Source organism: Burkholderia dolosa (genome assembly GCF_902499135.1).
GTDB lineage: Bacteria > Pseudomonadota > Gammaproteobacteria > Burkholderiales > Burkholderiaceae > Burkholderia > Burkholderia dolosa.
On record NZ_CABVPR010000080.1, the window covers coordinates 1 to 25528 of the forward strand.

Here is a 25528-nt window from a genome sequence, read left to right on the forward strand (position 1 = left end):
CGAGCCCGCGTTCCATGCAGCGTGCGAGCGCGCGCTGCCGGTCGGCCACTTCGCGCAGCAGCAGCGCGCGCTGCGGGCTCGCGAGTTCGGCGGCGCCGGTCGGCGTCGGTGCGCGCAGGTCGGCCGCGAAGTCGGCGATCGTGAAGTCGGTTTCGTGCCCGACGCCGCTGACGACCGGTAGTTCGCTGGCCGCGATCGCGCGCGCGAGCGCCTCGTCGTTGAACGACCACAGATCCTCGATCGACCCGCCGCCGCGGCACACGAGCAGCACGTCAACCTCGCGCCGCGCGTTCGCCGTCTGCACGGCCGCGACGAGTTTCTCGGCCGCGCCCGCGCCCTGCACCGGCGCCGGATAAACGATCACGGGAATGTGCGGCGCGCGGCGCGCGAGCGTGGTGACGACGTCGCGCAGCGCGGCCGCCTGCAGCGACGTGACGATGCCGATCGCGCGCGGGTGGGCCGGCAGCGGCCGCTTGCGCTCGGGCGCGAACAGTCCTTCGCCTTCGAGCTGTGCCTTGAGCCGCAGGAACGCCTCGTACAGGCGCCCCTGCCCGGTGCGCCGCACGGCCTCGACGTTCAGCTGCACTTCGCCGCGCGGCTCGTACATCGTGACGACGGCGCGCACTTCGATCCGGTCGCCTTCGCGCGGCATGAACTCCGCATATTGCGCGCGGCCGCGGAACATCACGCAGCGCATCTGCGCCTGCTGATCCTTGATCGAGAAATACCAATGGCCGCTCGCGGCGCGCGTGAAGTTCGATACTTCGCCCGAAATCCACAGCAGCGGAAACGAGCGCTCGAGCATCGTCGAAATCGCGCGATTCAGCGCCGAAACGGGGATCACTTCGTCGCCGCCGCGGGTCGCGCCGGGCGCAGCGAAAGGAGAGTCGGAAAGCATGGACGATCGGATGAGTGCTGGCGGCGACACGATAGTCCGACAACCGCGCGACGTCCAGCAGCAACGTCGATCGTTGCGATACGTGCAAGGTTTCCACACGCGAGCAGCCGGCCGATCAAAACGCCGAAAAACCGCGATAAAAACCAGACAATTCTCCATAACGCCTTGATTTTTATCGCCTTTTAAACCTTTCGAAATGATTCTCGTCCGATTCGAGGTCCGCCCGGCGGGCGTTTGGCGCGATAGAGCGGCGAGTTTTTCACAGAGTTATCCACAGCCTGCCGCAGGCCGGTCGTTCGGATCGCGTCGCCCGGCCGCGCTTGCGGCATCGGCGTGCGGCGCGCTAGAGTGCCGCCTTCCGCAGACTCGCGGCATGCGCCGCCCAACGGAGAATCCGCCTTGACGAATCCGTCCTCCGCCGCAGCGCCCGACGCGCGGCGTCCGGCCCGATGAGCGCGACCGGCGGCCTGCTCGCACGGCTCGAAACGCGCGTGACGCGCGAATGGCAGCGGCGCGGCGCGTTCGCGTGGGCGCTCACGCCGTTCGCGTGCGTGTTCGGCCTGTGCGCGGCGCTGCGGCGCGCCGCTTATACGCAACGCTGGAAGACGCCGGTCGACGTCGGTGTGCCCGTGGTGGTCGTCGGCAACGTGACCGTCGGCGGCACCGGCAAGACGCCGACCGTGATCGCGCTCGTCGATGCGCTGCGCGCGGCCGGCTTCACGCCGGGCGTCGTGTCGCGCGGCTACGGCGCGAACGTGAAGACGCCGACCGCCGTCACGCCGACGTCGCGCGCGAGCGCGGCCGGCGACGAGCCGCTGCTGATCGCGCGCCGCACCGGCGCGCCCGTGTGGGTATGCCCGGACCGCGTCGCGGCCGCGCACGCGCTGCGCGCCGCGCATCCGGACGTCGACGTGATCGTCAGCGACGACGGTCTGCAGCACTACCGCCTCGCACGCACGGTCGAGCTCGTCGTGTTCGACCACCGGCTCGGCGGCAACGGCTTTCTGCTGCCGGCCGGCCCGCTGCGCGAGCCGCTGTCGCGCCACCGCGACGCGACGCTCGTCAACGATCCGTACAGCGGCGCGCTGCCGCCGTGGCCGAACACCTATCCGCTCGCGCTCACGCCGGGCGCCGCGTGGCACCTCGACCAGCCCGCGCTGCGCCGCCCGCTGTCGCAGTTCGCGAACGAACGCGTGCTCGCCGCGGCCGGCATCGGCGCGCCAGAGCGCTTCTTCGCGACGCTGCGCGCAGCCGGTCTCGCGCCCGTGACGCGCGCATTGCCCGATCACTACGCGTTCGCCGACAACCCGTTCGTCGACGACGCCGTCGACGCGATCCTGATCACCGAGAAGGATGCAGTAAAATTGGGCGCTTCCTGGCGCGACGCGCGACTGTGGGTCGTCCCCGTCGAAGCCGCGCTCGACCCTCGCCTCATTGCCCTCGTTGTGGAGAAACTCCGTGGACGCTCGCCTGCTTGAAATCCTTGTGTGCCCTATCTGCAAAGGCCCGCTCCACTACGACCGTGCCGCGCAGGAGCTGATCTGCAACGCCGACAAGCTCGCGTATCCGATCCGCGACGGCATCCCGGTGATGCTCGTCGACGAAGCGCGTCAGACCGTCGAAGGTACGCCGGTCGACCCGGCCGGCCGCTGAACGGCCCGCTGCCGAACCGACGCAACCGCGCACGCCGCCGCTCGCCGCTCGCCGCCTGCGTGCGCCGAACGCTGCAGGCGGCCGCTTCGTCTGCCGCGTGCTCCGCCCTCCTCACCGCCGAACCCGATGACTCACCCGCAACCCTTCATCGCCGTCATTCCCGCCCGGCTCGCATCGACGCGCCTGCCGAACAAGCCGCTCGCCGATCTCGGCGGCAAGCCGATGGTCGTGCGGGTCGCCGAACGCGCGCGCGAAGCGGGCGCACAACAGGTGCTCGTCGCGTCCGACGCGCAGAGCGTGCTGGATGCGGCGCGCGCGCACGGCTTCGAAGCGGTGCTCACGCGTGCCGACCATCCGTCCGGCACCGACCGGCTCGCCGAAGTCGCGGCCGCGTTCGGCTGGAGCGACGACACGGTCGTCGTGAACGTGCAGGGTGACGAGCCGCTGATCGATCCCGTGCTCGTGCGCGACGTCGCGTCGCATCTCGCCCGGCATCCGGCCTGCGCGATCGCGACGGCCGCGCATCCGATCCACGACGCGGCCGACGTGTTCAATCCGAACGTCGTGAAAGTCGCGCTCGACGCGCGCAGCGTGGCGATGTATTTCTCGCGCGCGCCGATTCCGTGGAGCCGCGACGCATACCAGCCGCACTGGCCGGACGTCGCCGCGATGCCGGCGCCCGCGTTTCCGGTCTATCGCCACATCGGCCTCTACGCGTATCGCGCGCGTTTCCTGCGCACCTATCCGTCGCTCGCGCAGGCACCGGTCGAACAGGCCGAGCAGCTCGAACAGCTGCGCGCGATGTGGCACGGCGAACGCATCGCGGTGCTGATCACCGAGCGCGCGCCCGAAGCGGGGATCGACACGCCGGCCGATCTGGCGCGCGTGCAGGCCCTTTTTCGGCCGGATTCAAAATAACCCGTGGCATAATCAGGCGGTTCTGCGAGCCGTCCGCGACCTGCACGTCCTCGCTTGACCCGCCGCGGCCCGTTACCGGCAGCCGTGCGTCGCCGAAGCCGACGCACCGCATCAGACCGGTCCGCCGCGCGCCAGGCAAGCCCCGCGCATCCCGTCGCCGACACCTTCGAGTGCTCGCCACACGAATCTACATACTTGGAGATACACCATGCGTTTGATCCTGTTGGGCGCACCTGGCGCGGGAAAGGGCACCCAGGCGAACTTCATCAAGGAAAAGTTCGGGATCCCGCAGATCTCGACGGGCGACATGCTGCGCGCGGCCGTGAAGGCCGGCACGCCGCTCGGCGTCGAGGCGAAGGGCTACATGGACGCCGGCAAGCTCGTGCCGGACGCACTGATCATCGGCCTCGTGAAGGAACGTCTGAAGGAGCCGGACTGCGCGAACGGCTATCTGTTCGACGGCTTTCCGCGCACGATCGCGCAGGCCGACGCAATGAAGGAAGCCGGCGTCGCGATCGACTACGTGCTCGAGATCGACGTTCCGTTTTCGGAAATCATCGAGCGCATGAGCGGCCGCCGCACGCACCCGGCATCGGGCCGCACGTATCACGTGAAGTTCAACCCGCCGAAGGTCGACGGCAAGGACGACGTGACCGGCGAGCCGCTGATCCAGCGCGACGACGACAAGGAAGAAACCGTCAAGAAGCGTCTCGAAGTGTACGAAGCGCAGACCAAGCCGCTGATCACGTACTACGGCGACTGGGCGAAGCGCGGCGAGGAAAACGGGCTGAAGGCGCCGCAGTATCGGAAGATCTCGGGGCTCGGCACCGTCGACGAAATCCGCGAGCGCGCATTCGACGCGCTGAAGTAAGCGTCGCAAACGCGATGCGCGCGAAACCGCCCTGTCGGGCGGTTTTTTTCGTCCGAACGCGGCCGGCATGCACGGGCGCTTGCACCGCCCGCCTGGCCGCGTACGTCGGACGCTCGTTGCGCAACGCGCAACATCGGCGCGCGGCCGGTTCAGTCGTCGGCGTCGCGCTGCATTCGCTGCCGCAATTCGGTGACCTGCGACTCGACGACCGTTGCGTCTTCCGCTTCCGGTCGCTCGCCGAGATACTGCTCGAGATCCTCGAGCGCAGGACGCAGATAGTCGAGCCGCGCATACGCGAAGCCACGATCGCGCACTTCGTCGACCTGGCCGGGCAGCAGAATCACGAGCCGCTGCTGTACCGCGAGCAGCCGCTGCCAGCGCTCGGTCTGCAGATAGATCGTCTTCAGGTTGCGCAGCATCCGCGCGATGATCTCGCGGCTCGTCGCCGGCTGCAATAGCGCGCGCAATGCGCTGTCGACCGCGCCGGCCGCACGCGCGACGTACGGCTCGAGCATCTCGACCATCTCCGCTTCCGACAGCGAATGGCCGTTGGTCGGATCGATGATCAGATCGCCGTCCGGCAGCGTGACGCGCAGCAGGAAATGGCCGGGAAACGACACGCCGCGCGCCGGCACGCCGATCTGCTCGGCGAGTTCCAGATACAGCACCGACAGCGAGATCGGAATCCCGCGTCGCCGTTTCAGCACGGCGTTCAGGTGGCTGTTATCGGGGTCGTAGTAGTCGTTGTGATTGCACGCGAAGCCGAGTTCGCGAAAGAAGAAATCGTTCAGCGCGGCGACACGGGCCTTCAGGTCCGCATCGTCGCCGAGCCGGCGGCGCAGCCGCGCAGCGAGCATGTCGATCTCGGCGAGCGTGCCCTGCAGATCGAGATCCGGATACGCGTCCTGAGCGAGCGACAGCGCGGCTTCCGTGACGGGCAGACTGTCGTCGTCCGCCACGAGCGTGCTGAAGTAGTCGAGGACGCGGGTCATTGCGGTCGTCACTTGGCGCGCCTTCTGAAGTAAGCGTATTTGAAGCCCATTACCCACAACATACCGAAATATAGTGCAGCGAACAGCACGAGGCATGCGCCCATCAGCGCGATGCGGGCAAGCGGCTGCGCGCGCATCGCGGTCCAGTCGAAGCTGATCGAGAACCAGTGCATCACGCCGGCGAGCACGAGCGCCGCGCCGACGAGCTGCGCGAAAAAGCGCAGCCAGCCGGGCGACGGCTGATAGATGCCGCGCCGGCGCAGCCCTGCGAACAGCAGCAGCGAGTTCAGGCACGCGCCGACGCCGATGCTCAGCGTGAGCCCCGCGTGGCCGATCAGCGGCACGAACACGTAGTTCGACAGCTGCGTGACGACGAGCACGCCGATCGCGATCTTCACCGGCGTCTTGATGTCCTGTTTCGCATAGAAGCCCGGCGCGAGAATCTTGATCAGGATGATGCCGACCAGCCCGATTCCGTAAGTCGCGAGCGCGCGCGCGACCATCGTCACGGTATGGGCGTCGAACTTCCCGTAGTTGAACAGCGTGGCGGTGAGCGGCGTCGCGAAGAAGAACAGCGCGAGCGCGCTCGGCGCCGCGAGCAGGAACGTCACGCGCAGCCCCCAGTCGAGCAGCGCCGAATATTCGTGCGAATCGGCGTCGACGTGCGCCTTCGACAGGCTCGGCAGCAGGATCGTGCCGAGCGCGACGCCGAGCAGCGCGGTCGGGAACTCCATCAGACGGTCGGCATAGTTGATCCACGACACGGCGCCCTGCCCGAGCCGCGACGCGATATTGGTATTGATGATCAGCGACAGCTGCGCGACCGACACCGCGAACGTCGCGGGCACCATTTTCGCGAGCACGCGCTTCACGCCGCGATGACGCAGCGCGCGCAGCGGATTGATGCCGATCAGCGGCACCATGTCGATCTTCCTGAGGCCCGGCAGCTGCACGAGGAACTGCAGCACGCCGCCCGCGATCACGGCCCACGCGAGCGCGAATACCGGCACCTTCAGATGCGGCGCGACGAACACGGCCGCGACGATGAACGCGACGTTGAGCAGCACCGGCGCGAATGCCGGCAGCGAGAAGCTCTTGTACGTGTTGAGCACGCCGGATGCGAGCGTGGTCAGCGAAATGAACACGATGTACGGGAACATGATCCGCGTCATCGTGACGGCGAGCGGGAACGCCTGCCCGTCGGTATGCAGGCCCGACGCGACCGCGTACACCACCCACGACGCCCCGGCGATGCCGACGACCGACAGCAGCGCGAGCGCCCACGCCAGCACGGTGGACATCGCATCGACGAGCGCCTTGGTCGCGTCGTGCCCCTGCTGATTCTTGAACTCGGCGAGGATCGGCACGAAGGCCTGCGAGAACGCGCCCTCCGCGGACAGGCGGCGCAGCAGGTTCGGGATGCGGAAGGCGACGTAGAACGCGTCGGTGTATTGACTGGCGCCGAACGCGCGGGCGATCAGCGTCTCGCGGGCCAGTCCGGTCACGCGCGACAGCAGCGTGAAGCCGCTGACCGTCAGCAGGGCTCGGAATAGATTCATGGGGCGCTTATTATACGGACGTTGCGCGGCGCGGCATCGACCGAAGCCGAAAAGCACGCCGGCCGCTGGCGGCCGGCCGGCGGACATCACGCCGAACTTGCCACGCGCTTGATTTTGTTGCTATAATCGCCGGTTTCTGAGCCTGTTACATGCGCGGCAGCCGCCGTTTCCATGTGTGGGCCTCGGTTAAACTCACCGTTTTTTTATGCGCCCCTGGGCAATCGTTCTCAGGGGACGGATCGAAAAGCAGCGCTTGGCCGTCAGGCTCCAAGCTCTGGAAACAGGACAGGATAAGGAACCGTCATGGCTAACTCCGCACAAGCACGCAAGCGCGCCCGCCAGGCCGCGAAGGCAAATTCGCACAACTCGGCGCTGCGCTCGAAATTCCGTACCGCAATCAAGTCGGTTCGCAAGGCCGTCGAAGCCGGCGATCAGGCCAAGGCCGCCGAGCTGTTCAAGGCTGCCGTGAAGACGATCGACACGATCGCCGACAAGAAGATCGTTCACAAGAACAAGGCCGCTCGCAGCAAGAGCCGCCTCGCCGCAGCCGTCAAGGGCCTGCAGGCAGCAGCGTAAATTCCGCGACCGACAATGGCGCCCGCCCACGCGGGCGCTCCTGTTTCCGCGATCGTAAAAAAGCCCGCCTAGGCGGGCTTTTTTACTATGCCGCGTCGCTCGACACTCCGAGCCGCGGACCGGCGGGCGGTGCGCAGCATGCGGGCACCGCCCGCCGACGTCACTTCTTGTCGCGGTAGTCGGGCAGTTCGCACGCCTCGGTAACGACCAGATTGTTGTCCTTCGCGAAGTTCAGCACGAAATCGAACGCCATCGGCTCGATGTCGCGCAGCCGGGAATCGAGAATCACGCACTTCGTGTCGCCGAGCATCGTCGGGCGCACGTACAGCGAATACTTGAGACGCGCATTCGGCCCGGTCGCGCCCGGCCCGAAGCAGGCCATCACGCCGGCCAGACGCTCCGACCAGTCGCTCGGGCGAAACTTTTTCCCGTCTTTCGTGACGCCCTGGATGAAATATTCGGTCGGAGGGGTTTCAGCCATGTGGTTACCCAAGTGACGGCCCGGCGATGTCCAGACGATGGCGCCTGGATACGCGAACACAAAGCTGGAATGGACGGCGGCACACGCGTGCAATATCCCGAAAACAGGCCGTCGCTACGCGCCGCCGGCGCGCCGCACCGGATTTGTGCAGCGCACGGCTTGTGTCCGGCAGAGCGCGAGAAGCCTTGCCTGCCGGGCTGGAGAAAACTTTCGAATTATACCGCAGTGCGCCATCGCGCGGCGTCCGGCACCCGGGCCTCGCGTGCCGCCGGAACCGCTTCGCGGCGCCGTCCGGCCGTGCGGCGCGGCTCGTCAAAGGCCGGAAAATCCTTTATGCTGCTTCGAGTTATCCACACCCGACGGCGGCGCCGTCCGGCCTAGCTGCCGGGTGAGACCCGCCGTATTTCGTTTCATGACCGCCAAAACCATTCGTCACTACCTGCAGTTCAAGGATTTCTCGCTGGAAGACTACGAGTACGTGCTCGAACGCACGGGTATCCTGAAGCGCAAGTTCAAGAACTATGAGACCTATCATCCGCTGCACGACCGCACGCTCGCGATGATCTTCGAGAAGAGCTCGACGCGCACGCGCCTGTCGTTCGAAGCCGGCATCTTCCAGCTCGGCGGCCACGCGGTGTTCATGAGCACGCGCGATACGCAGCTCGGGCGCGGCGAACCCGTCGAGGATTCCGCGCAGGTCATCTCGCGAATGGTCGACATCATCATGATCCGCACGTTCGAACAGGAGATCATTCAGCGCTTCGCCGAAAACTCTCGCGTGCCGGTCATCAACGGGCTGACGAACGAATATCACCCGTGCCAGGTGCTCGCGGACATCTTCACGTACTACGAACACCGCGGCCCGATCGCCGGCAAGACCGTCGCGTGGGTCGGCGATGCGAACAACATGTTGTACACGTGGATCCAGGCCGCGCAGATCCTCGGCTTCAAGCTGCGCCTGTCCACGCCGCCCGGCTACGCGCTCGACATGAAGCTCGTCTCGCCGGACAGCGCGCCGTTCTACGACGTGTTCGACGATCCGAACGAAGCCTGCAAGGGCGCCGATCTCGTAACGACCGACGTGTGGACGAGCATGGGTTTCGAAGCGGAGAACGAAGCGCGCAAGCAGGCGTTTGCCGACTGGTGCGTGGACGAGGAAATGATGGGCCATGCGAACCCGGACGCGCTGTTCATGCACTGCCTGCCCGCACATCGCGGCGAGGAAGTGACGGCCGGCGTGATCGACGGCCCGCAGAGCGTCGTCTGGGACGAAGCGGAAAACCGGCTGCACGTGCAGAAGGCGCTGATGGAGTTCCTGCTGCTCGGCCGCCTGAAGCACTGAGACGGCCTGACGCACCGACACCCTGACTGACGCGCGCGAACGCCGCAGCGCCGCGCGCAAAAGCAAAAGCGCCGATCGACGATCGGCGCTTTTTGTTTGGGCCGGAGAAAACGCCGCGGGCCGCGTTACAGGCAGACCGGTTCCGGTTCGAGCTCGACGCCGAAGCGCGTGCGCACGTCGGCCTGAATCGCGCGCGCGAGCGCGAGCACGTCGGCGCCGGTCGCGCCGCCGCGATTGACGAGCACGAGCGCCTGCCGGTCATGCACGGCCGCCGCGCCGAGTGCGCGCCCTTTCCATCCGCAGCGGTCGATCAGCCAGCCGGCCGCGAGCTTCACGTGTCCGTCCGGCTGCGGATACGACACGACGTCCGGCGCGCGCGTGCGCAGCGCGTCGAATTGCTCGGCATCGATCACCGGGTTCTTGAAGAAGCTGCCGGCGTTGCCAAGCACGAGCGGATCGGGCAGCTTCGCGCGGCGGATCGCGACGACCGCGTCGAACACGTCGCGCGGCGTCGCCGCATCGGGCGCGACGCCGCGCGCGTCGAGCTCGCGCGTGACGTCCGCATAGCCGAGCCGCGGCGTCCAGCGCTTCGGCAGCCTGAACGTCACCGACGCGATCGCGAAGCGCCCGCGCCCTTCGCGCTTGAAGAAGCTGTCGCGATAGCCGAACGCGCAGCGCGCGGCATCGAAGCGTTCGCTGCGCCCGGTCGCAAGTTCGACGGCCACCAGCGAATCGAAATACGTCTTCATCTCGAGCCCGTACGCGCCGATGTTCTGAATCGGCGCGGCACCGACCGTGCCGGGAATCAGTGCGAGGTTCTCGAGGCCGGGCATCCCGTGCTCGAGCGTCCACGACACGAACGCGTGCCAGTTCTCGCCGCCGCCCGCGTCGACGTACCACGCATCGTCGTCCTCGCGCACGACGCGCCGGCCGGCGATTTCGTCGAGCAGCACGAGGCCGTCGAAATCGCGCGTAAACACGACGTTGCTGCCGCCGCCGAGCACCAGTTGCGGCAGCCCGGCCACGCGTGCGTCGCGATGCAGCGCCTCGAATTGCGCGGCGTGCGTGACGCGTGCGGCAAAACGCGCGCGCACGTCGATGCCGAACGTGTTGTGCTCGGCGAGCGGATGGTCGGGAAGCAGCGACAGGGCGGAATCGTCAGAGGGCATCGGCATTCGCGGTCAGGTCCGCCGCAGCGGCGCGCGGCCGGCCTTGGGCAAACGGAGGGGCATCGGTAAAATGGCAAACAGTCCGCAATTATAGCGAGTGCCCGTGCGCGCCAGCCGGGCACTTGCGTCTCAAGGGAGAATGCCATGCCATCGTTCGACGTCGTTTCCGAAGCGAACATGATCGAAGTGAAGAACGCCATCGAGCAGTCGAACAAGGAGATTTCGACGCGCTTCGACTTCAAGGGCTCCGATGCGCGCATCGAGCAGAAGGAGCGCGAGCTGACGCTGTTCGCCGACGACGATTTCAAGCTCGGCCAGGTCAAGGACGTGCTGATCAGCAAGATGGCGAAGCGCAACGTCGACGTGCGCTTCCTCGACTACGGCAAGATCGAGAAGATCGGCGGCGACAAGGTCAAGCAGGTCGTCACCGTGAAGAAAGGCGTGACCGGCGACCTCGCGAAAAAGATTGTCCGGCTCGTGAAAGACAGCAAGATCAAGGTGCAGGCGAGCATTCAGGGCGACGCGGTGCGCGTGTCGGGTGCGAAGCGCGACGACCTGCAGAGCGTGATTGCGATGCTGCGTAAGGACGTGACCGACACGCCGCTCGACTTCAACAACTTCCGCGACTGACAGCACACCGACAGCGCCGCGCACGCCGTGTGCGCGGCTCACGTGCGCGAGCCGCGCGGCTCGTCACGCTTTCCCGCCGTCCTGCGCGCCGCTGTCCGCGGCGGCCTTCTTCTTGTCGCCGATCCGGCTTTCCTGCCCCGCGAGCAGCTTCGAGATGTTGCTGCGGTGGCGCCAGACGAGCAGCACGCTCATCGCGAGCACCGCCCATGCGATCGGATTGCGATTCGTGCCGAACAGAAACACGTCGAACAGCGGCGCGAACACGGCGGCCACCAGTGCCGCGAGCGACGAATAGCGAAAGAAGAACGCAACGATCAGCCAGGTCAGCGCGGTCGCGAGCCCGAGCACCGGGTGCACCGCGAGCAGCACGCCGGCAGCGGTCGCGACGCCCTTGCCGCCCTGGAACCGGAAGAACACCGGATACAGGTGGCCGAGAAACACGGCGATCGCGACCCAGGCGACCGCGACGTCCGGCAGCCCGATACGCCGCGCGAGCCACACGGCGATCCAGCCCTTGAACGCGTCGCCGACGAGCGTGAGGATCGCCGCCTTCTTGTTGCCGCTGCGCAGCACATTGGTCGCGCCGGGATTCTTCGACCCGTACGAGCGCGGGTCGGCCAGACCCATTGCGGCGCTGACGATGACGGCGAACGACACCGAACCGATCAGATAGGCAACGACGGTAGCGAGCAGGATCTGCATGCGGAAGACTCTTCTTTCAACGTATCGGTGAACGGACGGCTCGCAACCGGCAAGCCGAAACGGCGCCCATTCTACCGAACCGGCGACCCGTGCCACGAAGGTGAAACCCTCAGTCGCCGCTCGCGCACTGTACGGGCTTCGCGCCGAGCAGCGTCGTGAGCACCGACGGCTCGATGCTGACCAGATAGCCGCGGCGGCCGCCGTTCAGGTAGATCGTCGGCAACCCGAGGATCGTCGCCTCGACGTAGACGGGCATCGTCTTGCGCGTGCCGAACGGCGACGTGCCGCCGACCAGATAGCCGGAATGGCGGTTCGCGACTTCGGGCTTGCACGGTTCGACGCGCTTCGCGCCGATCTGCCGCGCGAGGTTCTTCGTCGACACCGTGCGATCGCCGTGCATCAGCACGATCAGCGGTTTCGCGTGTTCGTCTTCCATCACGAGCGTCTTCACGACGCTATGCTCGTCGACGCCGAGCTGGCGCGCCGATTCGGCGGTGCCGCCGTGCTCGACGTAGTCGTACGGATGTTCGCCGAACGCGACGCCGTGGCGACGCAGCAACTGCGTGGCGGGCGTTTCGGACACGTGTCTGGTTTTGCTCATGGCGGCATTTTAAGGGTGAACGATCGGCGGCTGCGCCGACGGCGGCCCGCACGCCCGGCGGTATACTCGCCGCCCGCCTTCCGGCGGCGGCCCGTGCAACGCGACGATTGCTCCGATGATCGTTGCGAACGACGCGAAACGCCATTACCCGATCGGCCGATTGTGATGCGCGCGCCGCCGTGGCACGATCGTTCGCCGGTATCGTCCCGCCGCAGCCCGGCCTCACTTCTGCCTCACTTGTGGAGACGCCATGACCTCGCCCGCCCGCCCGTCCGCGCCGCTCGACGTTTCGGCGCTGCTCGCCGCACTGCCCGCGCGCATCGCCGACGTGTCCACGCGCTGGGCGACGGCGTCGCCCGAGCGCATCGCGCTGATCGAAGACGCGCGCCGGCTGTCGTACGGCGAGCTGTCGCGCGCCATCGATGCGGCCGCCGCATGGCTGACCGGCGTCGGCGTGCGCGGCGGCGACCGCGTGATGATCGTCGCGGAGAACAGCGTCGTGCAGATCGTGCTGCTGCTCGCGGCCGCACGTGTCGACGCGTGGGCGCTCGTGTCGAACGCGCGGCTGTCGGCAGTCGAACTCGATGCCATCGCCGCGCATGCGCGCCCGAAGCTGATCGCGTTCGCGACCGACGCGTCGCCGGATGCGCGCGCACATGCGGCGCGATACGACGCGGCACCGGCCGGCGCGCTGCCGGTCGACATCGGCGCGTGGTCGTATCGCGTCGACGCGAGCGCGCCGGCCGAGCCCGTCGCGGCCGACGGCGCAGCGCAATGCGCGGCGCTCATCTACACGACCGGCACGACGGGCGTGCCGAAAGGCGTGATGCTGTCCCATCGCAACCTGCTGTTCATCGCCGCGATATCGAGCACGCTGCGGCGCGTGTCGCCGGACGACGTCGTCTACGCGGTGCTGCCGGTGTCGCACGTGTACGGGCTCGCGTCGGTCTGCCTCGGCAGTCTGTACGCCGGCGCGACGCTGCGCCTCGCGCCGCGATTCTCCGCCGAGGCCGTGCGCGTCGCCCTGGCCGACGAACGCATAACGATCTTCCAGGGTGTGCCGGCAATGCACGCGAAGCTGCTCGAGCATCTGCACACGCACGGCCATGCATGGTGCGCGCCGCATCTGCGCTTCGCGTATTCCGGCGGTTCGCCGCTCGATGCGAGCCTGAAGGCCCGCGTCGAACGCGTGTACGGAATACCGCTGCACAACGGCTACGGGATGACCGAAAGCAGCCCGACGATCACGCAGACGCTGCTGGACGCGCCGCGCGCCGACTGCTCGGTCGGCGTGCCGATTCCGGGCATCGAGATACGCATCGTCGCGCCCGACGGCACCGACGTGCGGCAGGGCGAAGTCGGCGAAATCCGCGTGCGCGGGCCGAACGTGATGCTCGGCTACTACCGCAATGCGGATGCGACGCGCGCGGCCATCTCGGCGGACGGCTGGCTGAGCACCGGCGACCTCGCGCGGCAGGACGCGGACGGCTCGGTGACGATCGCGGGCCGCAGCAAGGAGTTGATCATCCGCTCGGGCTTCAACGTGTACCCGGTCGAAGTCGAGCAGGTGCTGAATGCGCATCCGGACGTCGTGCAGTCGGCCGTCGTCGGCCGGCCGGTCGACGGCAACGAGGAAGTGTTGGCATTCGTCGAGCTGTCGCCGGGCGCAGCGGCGAGTGCGGCCGCGCTCGACGAATGGTGTGCGGCGCGACTCGCGCCTTACAAACGCCCCGCGCGCATCCGCATAGTCGATGCGCTACCGGCGGCATCGACCGGCAAGATACTGAAGCACCGGCTGCGGGAGCTCGAGTGACGGCGGCGTGCGGGCCGATGCACGCAACGGCGAACGCACAACGGACGCCCGGAAGCGAGCGGCGGCGAGGTGACGGGGCGGCATGCGAGCGCGCAAGCGCACGGGGCGGTAACGTAGCGAGATCGCGCCGCCGCGTCAGCATCGCCGACGCCCACGCCCCCGCATCAACCCCGCGGATGATGCTGCGCGTGCAGCGTCTTGAGCCGTTCGCGCGCGACGTGCGTGTAGATCTGCGTCGTCGAGATGTCGCTGTGGCCGAGCAGCAGTTGCACGACGCGCAGATCGGCGCCGTGGTTCAGCAGGTGCGTCGCGAACGCGTGCCGCAGCGTGTGCGGCGACAGGTGCGCACGTACGTCCGCGTGCCGCGCGTGGCGCTTGATGATGTTCCAGAACTGCTGGCGCGTCATCCCGTCGCCGCGCGCGGTGACGAACAGCGCATCGGCCGCGCGGGCGCCGAGCAGCGCCGGCCGCGCGTCGCGCAGGTAGCGCTCGATCCAGCCGTGCGCGACCTCGCCGAACGGGACGAGCCGCTCCTTCGAGCCCTTGCCCATCACGCGCACGACGCCCTCGTTGAGGCCGACCTCGACGGTCTTCAGCGTCACGAGCTCGCTCACGCGCAGCCCGCTCGCGTACATCAGCTCGAGCATCGTGCGATCGCGCAGGCCGAGCGGCGTGTCGATGTCGGGCGCGCCGAGCAGCGCCTCGACCTGCGCTTCCGAAAGCGTCGACGGAAAGCGCGCGGCCTGTTTCGCCGACGTGATCCGCAGCGTCGGATCGGCGCTCGCGCGATGCTCGCGCACGGCCCAGCCGTAATAGCGGCGAAATACGGACAGTCGCCGGTTCGACGACGTCGCCTTGCCGTCGCTGCGCGCGGCGATGTAGCCGGTGACCATCGCCTCGTCGGCCGCGTCGAGCGGCGCATCGTGCGTCGCCGCGAGCCATTGAGAAAACAGCATCAGATCGCGCCGATACGCGTCGAGCGTATTGCGCGCAAGCCCGTGCTCGAGCCACAGTGCGTCGCAGAACACGTCGATCGACGCCCGGCTCGCGAGCAGCGCGGGCGACGCGGCGCCTTCGGCGCCGTCGGCTTCGGAAGTCGGCAGCGGTTCGCTCATCGGTACTGCACACCCTCGTGCGCCAGCAGCCAGCGCTTCACTTTCTGGTAGTAGCCGTTGTCGTCGTGGTTCGCAAACCCGCCGAGGCCGCCCGCGGCGACGACGCGATGGCACGGAATCACGAGCGGAAAGTAGTTCGCGCCGCACGCCTGGCCGACCGCACGCGGCGCGCTGCCGATCCGCTTCGCGACTTGCCCGTAGGTCAGCACGGTGCCCGGCGGAATGTCGCTGATCACGCTCCACACACGGTGCTGGAATGCGCTGCCGACTTCGGCGAGCGGCAGATCGAAGCGCGCCGACGCGCGCTCGAAATAGCGTTCGATCTGCTCGACCGCACGCTTTGCGAGCGGCGAGTCGGGCTCGACCGACTTCATCGACTCGGGCAGATAGACGATCTCGCGCACCGCCGCGGCATCCGTGCGAATGCCGACCTTGCCGAACGGCGCGTCGATCACTGCGTTGAACATTGGCTCCTCCTAACGATGGATCGGCGCGGCCCGCTGCCGCGCGATCGCGTCGATCGCGGGCGTGGGCGGGCCGCGCATCCCGTCATGCACGCCGCGCGCCGCGCCGACGACACTTTACGCCGCCTTCACGCGGCACGCAGCGCCCATTCGACATGCTCGCGCACGATCGGCGACGGATCGTCGGCGCGCGCGCGCAGTGCGGCGACGATCGCATCGCGCGCGGCCGGCGCGAGCCGCTCCGCGGGCGCGCGCAACGCGTTGCCGAGCCCGACCGCGAGATTGCGCAGCCAGCTTTCGTAGCCGATCCGCCGGATCGCACTGCCCTGCATCCGCGCGTCGAACGTGCCGGCGTCCCAGCCGAACAGATCGACCAGCGTCGCGCGATCGAGGCCGTGCCGCACGTCGAAGTCGGCCACCGGCGCGGCTTGCGCGAACTTGTTCCATGGACAGACGAGCTGACAGTCGTCGCAGCCGTACACACGATTGCCGATCATCGGCCGCAGCGGCTCCGGAATGCTGCCCTTCAGCTCGATCGTCAGATACGAGATGCAGCGGCGCGCATCGACGCGGTACGGCTCGACGATCGCGCCGGTCGGGCACGCCGCGATGCACCGCGTGCAGCTGCCGCAGTGCGCGCCGGGCGTCTCCGGCGCGGCGTCCGGCGACGTTTGCGCGTCGGTCGGCAACGGAATGTCGACGTAGATTTCGCCGAGGAAGAACAGCGAGCCCGCGTCGCGCTGCAGCAACAGCGTGTGCTTGCCGCGCCAGCCGACGCCGGCCTTCTGCGCGAGCTCGACCTCGAGCACGGGCGCGGAATCGGTGAATACGCGGTAGCCGAACGCACCGATGTCGCGCTCGATGCGCTCCGCGAGCGTCTGCAGGCGATTGCGCAGCACCTTGTGATAGTCGCGGCCGCGCGCATAGATCGACACGACGGCCGCCTGCGGATCGTCGAGCCGCGCCCGTTCGCGCGCGCGCCAGTCGCGCGGCGCGAGTGCGCCGCCCGTCTCGTCGTGCGCGTCGCCGGCGAGCGTTTCGGCCGGCAGATACGCGAGACGCACGGAAATCACGCGTCGCGTACCGGCCACAAGTTCGGCCGGCCGCGCGCGTTTCATCCCATGTTTGGCCATATAATCCATTTCGCCGTGGCAACCGGCTTCCAGCCAGGCGGCGAGCCCCGCTTCGGCATCCGAGAGATCGGTATCGCTGATGCCGATCGCCCCGAAACCCAATTCATGCCCCCACGCCCTGATGCGCGCGGCGAGCGCAGTCAACGCCGCATCGTCGAGCGCGCACGGCGCCGCGCCTTCGGCACGAGTCGAAGGCCCGTCGGATGCGGCAAGTTCCGGTAATCGGTTCATCGCACTATTTTACGAGAATGCCAGCCACGCCCAGCCACCCGTCTCATGCCGCCACGCTGCCCGCGCCGCTCGCGGAGCGCGTGATCGCGCTCGCCGACGAGGCGGCGACCGAGGCGTTCGGCGAGCGCTTCGCGCACGCGCTCGACGCGGCACGTGTCGAACTGACCCGCGCGCATGCGTTCGACGGGCTGCAGATCCAGCTGGTCGGCGATCTCGGCGCAGGCAAGACGACGCTCGTGCGCGCGATCCTGCGCGGCCTCGGCCACCGCGGACGCGTGCGCAGCCCGACCTACACGCTCGTCGAGCCGTACGCGCTCGAGCGCGACGATGGGGAACTCGAGGTCTATCACTTCGATCTGTATCGATTCAACGATCCGGCCGAATGGTCCGATGCAGGCTTTCGCGAGTATTTCAATTCGAGCGCGATCTGCGTCGTCGAATGGCCGCAGCAGGCGGGTGCGCTGCTCGGCGTACCCGATCTGGTCTTCTCGCTCGACGTGGACGGCGACGGCCGCACGCTCACCGTCCGGGCGTACAGCGCTTCAGGAAACGCATGTCTCGAAAGATGTTGATCAAACCGTTCCGCTCGATCGAATCGGCGGCCACTGTGACGCACAACTGGCGCCGCCGCCAGATTCTTCGCGCGGGCGCATCGACGCTGGTGCTCGGGCTGGCCGTGCCGCGGCTCGCGCACGCGTCGTCGGTGCTCGGCGTGCGCGTATGGCCGGCCCGCGATTACACGCGTGTGACGATCGAATCCGACCAGCCGCTGCAGAATAGCCAACAGCTGCTGCAAGGCCCCGACCGGCTCGTCGTCGATCTGACCGGCCTCGAGCTCGATCAGGCGCTGCGCGACCTCGTGTCGAAGATCACGCCGAACGATCCGCAGATCCAGTCGGTGCGCGTCGGCCAGTATCAGCCGCACGTCGTGCGGATGGTGTTCGACCTGAAAGGCGCGGTGAAGCCGCAGGTGTTCACGCTGCCGCCGGTGGGCAGCTACAAGTACCGTCTCGTGTTCGATCTGTATCCGGCCGTCGCCCCCGATCCGCTGACCGATCTGATCGCGCAGACCGAACGCAAGGAGCAGGCGCTGAACGACGCGGCGCGCGCGCAGCAGATGCAGCCGCCGAGCGCGCTCACCGGGCCGGCCGCGCCGCCCGCGGCGACCGACAACAGCGACGCATTCTTCCAGCGCTTCGCGCAAAACACGCCGGCCGCGCCGCATCACGCGCCGCCGGCCGCCGGCACGGCGCCCGCGCCGTCCACGCCCGCGAAGCCGGCCGTCAAGCCGCCGCCCGTCATCGCGCGCCGCGACGACAGCGACGACGACGCCGACGACACCTACAAGTTCACCGCGCCGAAGTCCGGCAAGGGCGGCACCGTCCGGCTGCTCACCGTCGCGATCGATCCGGGCCACGGCGGCGAGGATCCGGGCGCGATCGGGGGCGCCGGCACGTACGAGAAGCACATCGCGCTCGACATCGCGAAGAAGCTGCGTGCGAAGATCGACGCGGCGCCGAACATGCGCGCGATGATGACGCGCGACGCCGACTTCTTCGTGCCGCTGAACGTCCGCGTGCAGAAGGCGCGCCGCGTCGGCGCGGACCTGTTCGTGTCGATCCACGCGGATGCGTTCACGACGCCGTCCGCGCGCGGCTCGTCGGTGTTCGCGCTGTCGGACCACGGCGCATCGAGCGCGGCGGCCCGCTGGCTCGCGAACAAGGAGAACGCGTCCGACCTGATCGGCGGCATCAACATCAAGACGCAGGACGCGGCGGTGAGCCGCGCGCTGTTCGACCTGTCGACGACCGCGCAGATCCGCGACTCGCTGCGCTACGGCAATTACGTGCTGAAGGAAGTCGGTACGATCAACAAGCTGCACAAGGGTTCGGTCGAGCAGGCCGGCTTCGCGGTGCTCAAGGCGCCCGACATTCCGTCGATCCTCGTCGAGACCGCGTTCATCAGCAACCCGGACGAAGAGCGCCGGCTCAACGACGACGCGTATCGCGACCAGATGGCCGACGCGATCTTCCGCGGCATCAAGCGATACTTCGCCGCGAATCCGCCGCTCGCGAAGAACCGGATGGCCTGACGGCCGCGCCCGCTTTCGCTCCCGCCGCCGGCACGCGCTGCGTGCCGGCGCGTCACGACGCCGCCAGGCGCCGCATCAGTTTCGCGCCGAACACGTTCACCGCAAGCCCCGCCATCACGAGCGCCGCGCCGATCAGCTGCGCGCGCGTCAGATGCTCGTCGAGCAGCAGCGCCGACGACGCGAGCCCGACGATCGGCACCAGCAGCGAGAACTGCGCGACCTGCGCAGCCGGATAGCGCGACATCAGGCGGCTCCACAATCCGTAGCCGAGCAGCGTCGCGACGAACGCGAGATAGACGACCGCGAAGATCGATGCGCCGTTCAGCGCGGCGAGCGCGGTCGCGATCCGCTGCGGACCTTCGAACCACAGCGACAGCGCGAAGAACGGCACGGGCGGCACGAGGCTCGCCCACACGACGAGCGACACGAGGTCCGCGTTGCCGACCTTCTTCGTGACGATATTGCCGATCGCCCACATCGCGGCCGAGCAGATCGTCAGCAGAAAGCCCGCCAGCGTCATCGCGCGGCCGCCCTGCGACGCGATCACCGCGAGGCCGGCCGCGGCGATCGCGAGGCCGATCAGGTTCTGCACGCGCAGCCGCTCGCCGAGGAACAGCATCGCGAACACGAGCGTGAAGAACGCCTGCGACTGCAGCACGAGCGACGCGAGGCCGGCCGGCATCCCGACGTACATCCCGGTGAACAGGAACACGAACTGGCCGAGCTGAATCGTCGCGCCGTAGAGGATCAGCATGCGCCACGGAATCTGCGGCCGGCGCACGAAGAACACCGCGGGCACTGCCGCCAGCGTGAAGCGCAGCGCGCCGAGCAGCATCGGCGGCATCCCGTGCAGGCCGACCTTGATCACGACGAAGTTCACGCCCCATGCAAGGATCACGACCAGCGCCAGCAGCAAGTCCTTCGGGGCCATCATCACCATCTCCTCGATCGTCGATTCGTCGTTCTGAAGCCGGTCAGTCTACCGGGTTTCGCCGTGCGGCCCGATATCCGCGCCGAGCGCATGGAATCCGCCGCGAGCAGCGACGCCGGCGCGATCGCTTTTCGTGCTCTCTCCGTACGCGGGTCGGCCCGGATCATCGCACGTCGTGCCTCGTGCCCCGTGCGGCGGGCGTCGCCGCGCGCCGCGGCCGCGCGACCAGTACAATGACCGGCATCCCCGCCCCCCAACAGGACCTGCGATGAACGAGCCGATCAAAGCCCTGCTGAAGCCGCACGTGCGCGACATCGGCAACCTGCAGGTCCGCCGCACGCTGCCGGCGCTCGCCGCGCGTCTCGTCGGACCGTTCATCTTCTTCGATCACATGGGGCCTGCCGCGCTTCCGCCCGGCACCGGCCTCGACGTGCGTCCGCATCCGCATATCGGGCTCGCGACCGTCACGTACCTGTTCGACGGCGCGATCCTGCACCGCGACAGCCTCGGCTCCCGACAGGAAATCGTGCCCGGCGACGTGAACTGGATGACGGCCGGCCGCGGGATCGTCCATTCGGAGCGCACGCCCGACGCGCAGCGCGCGAGCGGCCACACCGTGCACGGCATCCAGACCTGGGTCGCGCTGCCGTGCGCGCACGAGACCGTCGAGCCGTCGTTCGAGCACCATGCGGCCGACACGCTGCCGAAGCGCAACGAGAACGGCGTGTCGCTGACGGTGATCGCCGGCGACGCATTCGGGCTGCGCTCGCCGGTCACGACGTTCTCGCGCACGCTGTACGTCGCCGCCGAATTCGCGGCCGGCGGCCGCGTCGAACTCGACGCGTCGCACGAGGAGCGCGCGGTCTATGTGGTCGACGGCGATCTCGCGATCGACGGCACGCCGGTGCCGGCGGAACGGATGGCGGTGCTCGCGCCGGGCGCGACCGTCACGCTCGCGAGCGGCAGCGGCGCGCGCGCGATGCTGCTCGGCGGCGACAGGATCGACGGCGAGCGCTTCATCGAATGGAATTTCGTCGCGAGCAGCCGCGACGCGATCGAACGCGCGAAACGCGCATGGACGCGGCAGGAAATGGGCAAGGTGCCGGGCGAGACCGAGTGGATTCCGCTACCCGAATCGCGGCCGCGTTGAAAACGGGCGCGCCGCCCTCATCCTGAACACATTCGAACCGAAAGGAACGCCATGGACACCACGCTTGCCACTTTCGAGAAAGACGTCATCGAGGCGTCGCTGGACACGCCCGTGCTGGTCGACTTCTGGGCGCCGTGGTGCGGCCCGTGCAAGACGCTCGGCCCGCTGCTCGAGAAGCTCGAGCGCGACTACGAAGGCCGCTGGAAGCTCATGAAGGTCAACGTCGACGAGAACCAGGAGCTGGCCGCGCACTTCCAGACGCGCAGCATCCCGCACGTGATCGCGTTCGCCGACGGACGCCCGGTCGACCAGTTCATCGGCGTGCTGCCGGAAGGCCAGCTGCGCGCGTTCCTCGACCGGCTGCTGCCGCCGCCCGAGGAAGCCGAACGGCGCGACGCGCAGTTCGCGATGGCCGAATCGCGCTTCGACGATGCACGGGCGCATCTCGAAGCCGCGCTCGCGCTGAGCCCCGGTTTCGACGACGCGCGGCTCGACCTGATCGAACTGCTGCTCGCGAGCAACGAGATCGACGAGGCGCGCGCGGAAGCCGAGCGCCTGTCGCCGCAGACGATACAGGGCGGCGATCCGCGCTACCAGGCGATCAAGACCCGCTTCGATGCGCTCGACGCGACGGCCGATTTGCCGCCGACCGACGCGCTCGAAGCACGCATCGCCGAGAATCCGGGCGACCTCGATGCGCGCTTCGATCTCGCGCAAAGCCTGATCGCGCGGCGCGCATACGAAGGCGCGCTCGAGCAGCTGCTGGAGATCGTGATGCGCGACCGCACGTACGGCGACGATCTCGGCCGCCGCACGATGATTTCGGTGTTCGAGCTGGCCGGCGATCGTCCCGAACTCGTCGCCGCATGGCGCCGCAAGCTGAGCATGGCGCTGAACTGATCGCCGTCCGGCCGCGCCGGCCGGGCTGCGAAGAACGGGCCGCGACACGTCGTCGGACACGTCGTCGAGCGGCCCCGCATACGGCCCGCGCATCTTCTGCGCCGCTGCATCGAGCGGAATCGGGGAATTCGCCGCGGGCCGCAACTCAGCCGGCGGCGCGCGCGGCGATCGCGCGCAGCGCATGCGCGGCCGCCGCGAAGCCGAAGCTCGCGGTCACGCACACGCTCGATCCGAATCCCGCGCAGTTCAGCCCCGCGACGTGCGCGGCGGCGGACGGCTCCGCGCCGTCCTCGATGTCGCACGCGGCCGCTTCCGGATAGATCAGCGGCTCGTCCGAATACACGGCGCTGACCTTGAAGCGCGCCTTCGGCCCGCGCGGAAACCCGTGCTGCTTGCGCAGTTGCGCGCGTACCTTCGACAGCAGCGGATCCTGAATCGTCAGCGCGAGATCGTCGATGCGGATGCGCGTCGGATCGAGCTGCCCGCCCGCGCCGCCGACCGTCACGAGCGGCTGCCCTTTCGCGACGCACCATGCGATCAGCGCGACCTTCGTGCGCACGCTGTCGATCGCGTCGATCACGTAGTCGAAGCCGCCGCCGAGCAGCGCGTCGAAGTTGTCGGGCTCCGCGAAATCCTCGATCCGGTTCACGCGGCACGCGGGATCGATCAGCGCGATCCGCTCGGCCATCGCATCGACCTTCGGCTTGCCGTAGTTGCCGTCGAGCGCGTGGATCTGCCGGTTCGTATTGCTCTCGGCGACGTTGTCGAGATCGATCAGCGTCAGCGTGCCGATCGCGCTGCGCGCGAGCGCCTCGGCCGTCCACGAGCCGACGCCGCCGATTCCGATCACCGCGACGTGCGCGCGCTCGAATGCGGCGAGCGCAGGCGCGCCGTACAGCCGCGCGATGCCGCCGAAGCGGCGCTCGCGATCCACGTCAAGCCGGATCGCCGGGCTCGGGGTAAGATCGGAAAAATCGGGCGAAGCGGGTTCGGCAACGGACATGGCAGCAAGGAAAACGTAAGTCGTGCAGCCCTCTATTCTGCCTGAACTGCCCCGGCGGCACGTGCCGCCGCGCACGCACGATTCTTCGGCGTTCGCTATACTGGCCCCCGTTTGAAGCGTTTGCATAACATGACGACTCTCGCCGATCTCCGCATCAACTATTCGCGCGCTTCGCTCGACGAGGCCGACGTCGCCCCCGATCCGTTCGCGCAGTTCGACCGCTGGTTCAACGAGGCGCTCGCCGCCAGGCTTCCCGAGCCGAACACGATGACGCTCGCGACGGTCGGCGCGGACGGCCGGCCGTCGGCGCGGATCGTGCTCATCAAGGGCGTCGACGCGCGCGGGTTCGTCTTCTTCACCAATTACGAAAGCCGCAAGGGCCGCGAGCTCGCCGCGCATCCTTACGCGGCGCTGCTGTTCTACTGGATCGAGCTCGAGCGTCAGGTGCGCATCGAAGGCCGGATCGAGAAGACGAGCGCCGAAGAAAGCGACCGCTATTTCGCGTCGCGCCCGCTCGGCTCGCGCATCGGCGCGTGGGCATCCGAGCAGAGCGCGGTGATCGACAGCCGCGCGACGCTCGAAGCGCGCGAAAAGGCGGTCGCCGAGCGCTTCGGCGACGACCCGCCGCGCCCGCCGCACTGGGGCGGCTATCGCGTCGTGCCCGACACGATCGAATTCTGGCAAGGCCGCCCGTCGCGGCTGCACGACCGTCTGCTGTACACCCGCGACGCTTCGGCGCCGCAAGGCTGGACGATCTCGCGCCTGTCGCCGTAAAGCCGGCGCCAGCGGGCCGGCCGCATCTCGTGTTGCATCCGGGCGCCTGCGTCGTAGCCGCAGGCGCCGGTCAAGATACTTGGCTGTATTCGATTCAACGAACAAACGGAGAATCCAAATGTTCTGGGAAAAGAAGCTGGCACAGTGGGCGGACGAAGTACGGGCGAAGGCGAACATACCGGCGCGCCTCGTACTGTGGAACGGCGAACAACTCGATTTCGGCAACTTCAGCGCGCCGCAGGTCACGCTGAAGGTGAACAACGCGTCGGCGCTGCCGCTGCTGCTCGAGCCGAGCCTCGACAATCTCGGCGAGGCGTACGTGAAGGGCAAGATCGACATCGAAGGCAAGCTGTCGGACATCATCAACATCGGCTACTCGCTCGCGCGCAGCACGGTGACGAGCGCAAGCAAGCTCGCGCGCGTGAAGCGCTACTTCAACCACACGAAGAGCTCCGACAAGAAGGCGATCCAGTATCACTACGACGTGTCGAACGAGTTCTACAAGCTGTGGCTCGACGAGAACATGGTGTACTCGTGCGCGTACTTCGAGAACGGCGACGAGGATCTCGCGACCGCGCAGATCAAGAAGATCGATCACATCCTGACGAAGATCCGGCTCGAGCCCGGCCAGCGGCTGCTCGACATCGGCTGCGGCTGGGGCGCGCTCGTGCTGCGCGCCGCGCAGAAGTTCGGCGCGACGTGTCTCGGCGTCACGCTGTCGCAGAATCAGTACGATCTCGCGACCGAGCGCGTAAAGGCGGCGGGCCTCGAGGACAAGATCGAGATCCGTCTGCAGGACTACCGCGAGATCGAAGGCCAGTTCGATCGCATCACGAGCGTCGGGATGTTCGAGCACGTCGGCCGCAAGAACCTGCCGCTCTATTTCTCGCGGGTCCGCGAACTGCTCGTCGACGACGGCATCGCGATGAACCACGGGATCACGTCGACCGATGCGGAAAGCGGCGAGACGGCGCTCGGCGGCGGCGAGTTCATCGACCGCTACGTGTTCCCGGACGGCGAACTGCCGCACATCAGCCTCGCGCTCGAAGCGGCGCAGCGCGGCGGGCTCGAGGCGGTTGACATCGAAAGCCTGCGGCGACACTATGCGCGCACGCTGGAGATCTGGACCGAGAACTTCGAAGCGAAGGCCGAAGAAGCGCGCAAGCTCGTCGACGACGAAAAATTCCGCATCTGGCGCGTGTATCTGGCCGGCTGCGCATACGCGTTCGAGCACGACGACGTATCGATCTTCCAGATCGTGTGCCGCAAGGCCGGCCGCAGCGCGCAAACGCTGCCGTGGTCGCGGCGATACATGTACGAACACGCGCTGCCGCGCTAGGCCGCGCATCGAGCTGGACATGCATGGGTGACGGCAGCACGCGGCGCAACGCGCCGCCCGAACGACAGCAGCGCGACGACACGGACGGCACGCCCGCCGACGGGCAATTCGACCTGTTCGGCGCGCCGCCCGATCCCGCGCCTGCCGACGAACGCATCGGCGCGCGGGCGGGCGAGCCCGCGACGCCGCCC

Annotated in this window: 26 protein-coding genes and 1 pseudogene; 15 read left to right on the forward strand and 12 right to left on the reverse strand. The window is 68.0% G+C overall.

Going from position 1 to position 25528, the window contains the following annotated elements:
* Positions 1-898, reverse strand: an 898-nt coding sequence (gene xseA / locus BUB20358_RS25095; protein ID WP_174905135.1) for an exodeoxyribonuclease VII large subunit, incomplete at its 3' end; no start/stop codon positions are given.
* A 449-nt stretch (positions 899-1347) separates the two neighbouring features.
* Here xseA and lpxK point away from each other — a divergent pair.
* The 4 genes from lpxK (at position 1348) to adk (ending at position 4340) form a co-directional block, all read left to right on the forward strand.
* The gene (lpxK, locus tag BUB20358_RS25100) at positions 1348-2376 is read left to right on the forward strand and encodes a tetraacyldisaccharide 4'-kinase (protein WP_006763578.1); all 1029 of its coding nucleotides are present in this window, start codon (positions 1348-1350) and stop codon (positions 2374-2376) included.
* Positions 2357-2551 (forward strand): Trm112 family protein, encoded by a 195-nt coding sequence (locus BUB20358_RS25105; RefSeq protein ID WP_010090898.1) that lies wholly within the window; start codon positions 2357-2359, stop codon positions 2549-2551. The genes lpxK and BUB20358_RS25105 overlap by 20 nt, the downstream gene beginning before the upstream one ends.
* A gap of 126 nt (positions 2552-2677) precedes the next feature.
* Positions 2678-3469, forward strand: coding sequence for a 3-deoxy-manno-octulosonate cytidylyltransferase (gene kdsB / locus BUB20358_RS25110; RefSeq protein WP_006763577.1), 792 nt, complete (start codon positions 2678-2680; stop codon positions 3467-3469).
* Between the two features lie 208 nt (positions 3470-3677).
* The gene (gene adk, locus BUB20358_RS25115) at positions 3678-4340 is read left to right on the forward strand and encodes an adenylate kinase (RefSeq protein WP_035971833.1); all 663 of its coding nucleotides are present in this window, start codon (positions 3678-3680) and stop codon (positions 4338-4340) included.
* 149 nt (positions 4341-4489) lie between these two features.
* Here the strand turns inward: adk and BUB20358_RS25120 are convergent, their stop codons facing one another.
* Both BUB20358_RS25120 and murJ read right to left on the reverse strand, forming a co-directional pair.
* The gene (locus BUB20358_RS25120) at positions 4490-5332 is read right to left on the reverse strand and encodes a SirB1 family protein (RefSeq protein WP_035973288.1); all 843 of its coding nucleotides are present in this window, start codon (positions 5330-5332) and stop codon (positions 4490-4492) included.
* Positions 5333-5340: 8 nt separating this feature from the next.
* Positions 5341-6891: a murein biosynthesis integral membrane protein MurJ gene (gene murJ / locus BUB20358_RS25125; protein ID WP_035971832.1), complete on the reverse strand. Its 1551-nt coding sequence runs from the start codon at positions 6889-6891 to the stop codon at positions 5341-5343.
* A gap of 303 nt (positions 6892-7194) precedes the next feature.
* On the opposite strand from murJ, the gene rpsT reads away from it, so the two are divergent.
* A complete protein-coding gene (rpsT, locus tag BUB20358_RS25130; protein ID WP_006482211.1) occupies positions 7195-7467 on the forward strand; it encodes a 30S ribosomal protein S20 in 273 nt (90 codons plus the stop codon).
* A 160-nt stretch (positions 7468-7627) separates the two neighbouring features.
* On the opposite strand, the gene BUB20358_RS25135 is transcribed toward rpsT, so the two are convergent.
* Complete coding sequence (locus BUB20358_RS25135) at positions 7628-7948, reverse strand: DUF3579 domain-containing protein (protein WP_035971830.1); 321 nt, start codon at positions 7946-7948, stop codon at positions 7628-7630.
* Between the two features lie 412 nt (positions 7949-8360).
* Here BUB20358_RS25135 and argF point away from each other — a divergent pair, with 412 nt between their 5' ends.
* On the forward strand, positions 8361-9290 hold the full coding sequence (argF, locus tag BUB20358_RS25140; protein ID WP_006763572.1) for an ornithine carbamoyltransferase: 930 nt from the start codon (positions 8361-8363) through the stop codon (positions 9288-9290).
* A gap of 125 nt (positions 9291-9415) precedes the next feature.
* On the opposite strand, the gene murB is transcribed toward argF, so the two are convergent.
* A complete protein-coding gene (murB, locus tag BUB20358_RS25145) occupies positions 9416-10465 on the reverse strand; it encodes a UDP-N-acetylmuramate dehydrogenase (protein ID WP_035971829.1) in 1050 nt (349 codons plus the stop codon).
* A 138-nt stretch (positions 10466-10603) separates the two neighbouring features.
* On the opposite strand from murB, the gene BUB20358_RS25150 reads away from it, so the two are divergent.
* Positions 10604-11089: a YajQ family cyclic di-GMP-binding protein gene (locus BUB20358_RS25150; protein ID WP_006763571.1), complete on the forward strand. Its 486-nt coding sequence runs from the start codon at positions 10604-10606 to the stop codon at positions 11087-11089.
* 63 nt (positions 11090-11152) lie between these two features.
* Here BUB20358_RS25150 and plsY read toward each other — a convergent pair whose 3' ends face one another.
* Together plsY and ybaK are read right to left on the reverse strand one after the other, a co-directional pair.
* Positions 11153-11791, reverse strand: coding sequence for a glycerol-3-phosphate 1-O-acyltransferase PlsY (gene plsY, locus BUB20358_RS25155; protein WP_006763570.1), 639 nt, complete (start codon positions 11789-11791; stop codon positions 11153-11155).
* 109 nt (positions 11792-11900) lie between these two features.
* Positions 11901-12392 carry a Cys-tRNA(Pro) deacylase gene (gene ybaK, locus BUB20358_RS25160; RefSeq protein ID WP_006763569.1) on the reverse strand — a complete coding sequence of 164 codons (492 nt, stop codon included), beginning with the start codon at positions 12390-12392 and terminating at the stop codon, positions 11901-11903.
* Positions 12393-12642: 250 nt separating this feature from the next.
* Here ybaK and BUB20358_RS25165 point away from each other — a divergent pair, with 250 nt between their 5' ends.
* Entirely contained in the window at positions 12643-14205 is a 1563-nt protein-coding gene (locus tag BUB20358_RS25165; RefSeq protein ID WP_006763568.1) for a class I adenylate-forming enzyme family protein, read from the forward strand.
* A gap of 164 nt (positions 14206-14369) precedes the next feature.
* On the opposite strand, the gene xerD is transcribed toward BUB20358_RS25165, so the two are convergent.
* From xerD to queG, 3 genes are all read right to left on the reverse strand, one after another.
* On the reverse strand, positions 14370-15320 hold the full coding sequence (gene xerD, locus BUB20358_RS25170) for a site-specific tyrosine recombinase XerD (protein WP_006763567.1): 951 nt from the start codon (positions 15318-15320) through the stop codon (positions 14370-14372).
* Positions 15317-15787 (reverse strand): methylated-DNA--[protein]-cysteine S-methyltransferase, encoded by a 471-nt coding sequence (locus BUB20358_RS25175; protein WP_006763566.1) that lies wholly within the window; start codon positions 15785-15787, stop codon positions 15317-15319. Before BUB20358_RS25175 ends, xerD begins: the two co-directional genes overlap by 4 nt.
* A gap of 125 nt (positions 15788-15912) precedes the next feature.
* The gene (queG, locus tag BUB20358_RS25180; RefSeq protein WP_006763564.1) at positions 15913-17148 is read right to left on the reverse strand and encodes a tRNA epoxyqueuosine(34) reductase QueG; all 1236 of its coding nucleotides are present in this window, start codon (positions 17146-17148) and stop codon (positions 15913-15915) included.
* Positions 17149-17165: 17 nt separating this feature from the next.
* On the opposite strand from queG, the gene tsaE reads away from it, so the two are divergent.
* Positions 17166-17720 carry a tRNA (adenosine(37)-N6)-threonylcarbamoyltransferase complex ATPase subunit type 1 TsaE gene (tsaE, locus tag BUB20358_RS25185; RefSeq protein WP_035971828.1) on the forward strand — a complete coding sequence of 185 codons (555 nt, stop codon included), beginning with the start codon at positions 17166-17168 and terminating at the stop codon, positions 17718-17720.
* Entirely contained in the window at positions 17702-19240 is a 1539-nt protein-coding gene (locus BUB20358_RS25190; protein WP_045552415.1) for an N-acetylmuramoyl-L-alanine amidase, read from the forward strand. Before tsaE ends, BUB20358_RS25190 begins: the two co-directional genes overlap by 19 nt.
* Before the next feature lie 52 nt (positions 19241-19292).
* Here the strand turns inward: BUB20358_RS25190 and BUB20358_RS25195 are convergent, their stop codons facing one another.
* Complete coding sequence (locus tag BUB20358_RS25195; protein WP_174484794.1) at positions 19293-20171, reverse strand: EamA family transporter; 879 nt, start codon at positions 20169-20171, stop codon at positions 19293-19295.
* A 268-nt stretch (positions 20172-20439) separates the two neighbouring features.
* Here BUB20358_RS25195 and BUB20358_RS25200 point away from each other — a divergent pair, with 268 nt between their 5' ends.
* Positions 20440-21321, forward strand: coding sequence for a pirin family protein (locus BUB20358_RS25200; RefSeq protein ID WP_035971825.1), 882 nt, complete (start codon positions 20440-20442; stop codon positions 21319-21321).
* Positions 21322-21372: 51 nt separating this feature from the next.
* A complete protein-coding gene (gene trxA / locus BUB20358_RS25205) occupies positions 21373-22221 on the forward strand; it encodes a thioredoxin (protein WP_006763560.1) in 849 nt (282 codons plus the stop codon).
* A gap of 145 nt (positions 22222-22366) precedes the next feature.
* Here trxA and tcdA read toward each other — a convergent pair whose 3' ends face one another.
* The gene (tcdA, locus tag BUB20358_RS25210) at positions 22367-23224 is read right to left on the reverse strand and encodes a tRNA cyclic N6-threonylcarbamoyladenosine(37) synthase TcdA (protein WP_006763559.1); all 858 of its coding nucleotides are present in this window, start codon (positions 23222-23224) and stop codon (positions 22367-22369) included.
* A gap of 129 nt (positions 23225-23353) precedes the next feature.
* Between tcdA and pdxH the strand changes: the two genes are divergently transcribed.
* The 3 genes and pseudogenes from pdxH to BUB20358_RS28510 all read left to right on the forward strand — a co-directional run.
* Positions 23354-23998 (forward strand): pyridoxamine 5'-phosphate oxidase, encoded by a 645-nt coding sequence (gene pdxH, locus BUB20358_RS25215; RefSeq protein WP_006763558.1) that lies wholly within the window; start codon positions 23354-23356, stop codon positions 23996-23998.
* Positions 23999-24116: 118 nt separating this feature from the next.
* Positions 24117-25337, forward strand: coding sequence for a class I SAM-dependent methyltransferase (locus BUB20358_RS25220; RefSeq protein ID WP_006763557.1), 1221 nt, complete (start codon positions 24117-24119; stop codon positions 25335-25337).
* A pseudogene (locus BUB20358_RS28510) lies at positions 25307-25528 on the forward strand (DUF72 domain-containing protein); the annotation flags it as partial. The gene BUB20358_RS25220 and the pseudogene BUB20358_RS28510, both read left to right, overlap by 31 nt.

Coding starts and splice junctions, on each gene's coding strand:
- lpxK (WP_006763578.1), top strand. CDS start 1,348: ATGAGCGCGACCGGCGGCCTGCTCGCACGGCTCGAAACGCGCGTGACG.
- kdsB (WP_006763577.1), top strand. CDS start 2,678: ATGACTCACCCGCAACCCTTCATCGCCGTCATTCCCGCCCGGCTCGCA.
- adk (WP_035971833.1), top strand. CDS start 3,678: ATGCGTTTGATCCTGTTGGGCGCACCTGGCGCGGGAAAGGGCACCCAG.
- BUB20358_RS25120 (WP_035973288.1), bottom strand. CDS start 5,332: ATGACCCGCGTCCTCGACTACTTCAGCACGCTCGTGGCGGACGACGAC.
- murJ (WP_035971832.1), bottom strand. CDS start 6,891: ATGAATCTATTCCGAGCCCTGCTGACGGTCAGCGGCTTCACGCTGCTG.
- rpsT (WP_006482211.1), top strand. CDS start 7,195: ATGGCTAACTCCGCACAAGCACGCAAGCGCGCCCGCCAGGCCGCGAAG.
- BUB20358_RS25135 (WP_035971830.1), bottom strand. CDS start 7,948: ATGGCTGAAACCCCTCCGACCGAATATTTCATCCAGGGCGTCACGAAA.
- argF (WP_006763572.1), top strand. CDS start 8,361: ATGACCGCCAAAACCATTCGTCACTACCTGCAGTTCAAGGATTTCTCG.
- murB (WP_035971829.1), bottom strand. CDS start 10,465: ATGCCGATGCCCTCTGACGATTCCGCCCTGTCGCTGCTTCCCGACCAT.
- BUB20358_RS25150 (WP_006763571.1), top strand. CDS start 10,604: ATGCCATCGTTCGACGTCGTTTCCGAAGCGAACATGATCGAAGTGAAG.
- plsY (WP_006763570.1), bottom strand. CDS start 11,791: ATGCAGATCCTGCTCGCTACCGTCGTTGCCTATCTGATCGGTTCGGTG.
- ybaK (WP_006763569.1), bottom strand. CDS start 12,392: ATGAGCAAAACCAGACACGTGTCCGAAACGCCCGCCACGCAGTTGCTG.
- BUB20358_RS25165 (WP_006763568.1), top strand. CDS start 12,643: ATGACCTCGCCCGCCCGCCCGTCCGCGCCGCTCGACGTTTCGGCGCTG.
- xerD (WP_006763567.1), bottom strand. CDS start 15,320: ATGAGCGAACCGCTGCCGACTTCCGAAGCCGACGGCGCCGAAGGCGCC.
- BUB20358_RS25175 (WP_006763566.1), bottom strand. CDS start 15,787: ATGTTCAACGCAGTGATCGACGCGCCGTTCGGCAAGGTCGGCATTCGC.
- queG (WP_006763564.1), bottom strand. CDS start 17,148: ATGAACCGATTACCGGAACTTGCCGCATCCGACGGGCCTTCGACTCGT.
- tsaE (WP_035971828.1), top strand. CDS start 17,166: ATGCCAGCCACGCCCAGCCACCCGTCTCATGCCGCCACGCTGCCCGCG.
- BUB20358_RS25190 (WP_045552415.1), top strand. CDS start 17,702: ATGTCTCGAAAGATGTTGATCAAACCGTTCCGCTCGATCGAATCGGCG.
- BUB20358_RS25195 (WP_174484794.1), bottom strand. CDS start 20,171: ATGGCCCCGAAGGACTTGCTGCTGGCGCTGGTCGTGATCCTTGCATGG.
- BUB20358_RS25200 (WP_035971825.1), top strand. CDS start 20,440: ATGAACGAGCCGATCAAAGCCCTGCTGAAGCCGCACGTGCGCGACATC.
- trxA (WP_006763560.1), top strand. CDS start 21,373: ATGGACACCACGCTTGCCACTTTCGAGAAAGACGTCATCGAGGCGTCG.
- tcdA (WP_006763559.1), bottom strand. CDS start 23,224: ATGTCCGTTGCCGAACCCGCTTCGCCCGATTTTTCCGATCTTACCCCG.
- pdxH (WP_006763558.1), top strand. CDS start 23,354: ATGACGACTCTCGCCGATCTCCGCATCAACTATTCGCGCGCTTCGCTC.
- BUB20358_RS25220 (WP_006763557.1), top strand. CDS start 24,117: ATGTTCTGGGAAAAGAAGCTGGCACAGTGGGCGGACGAAGTACGGGCG.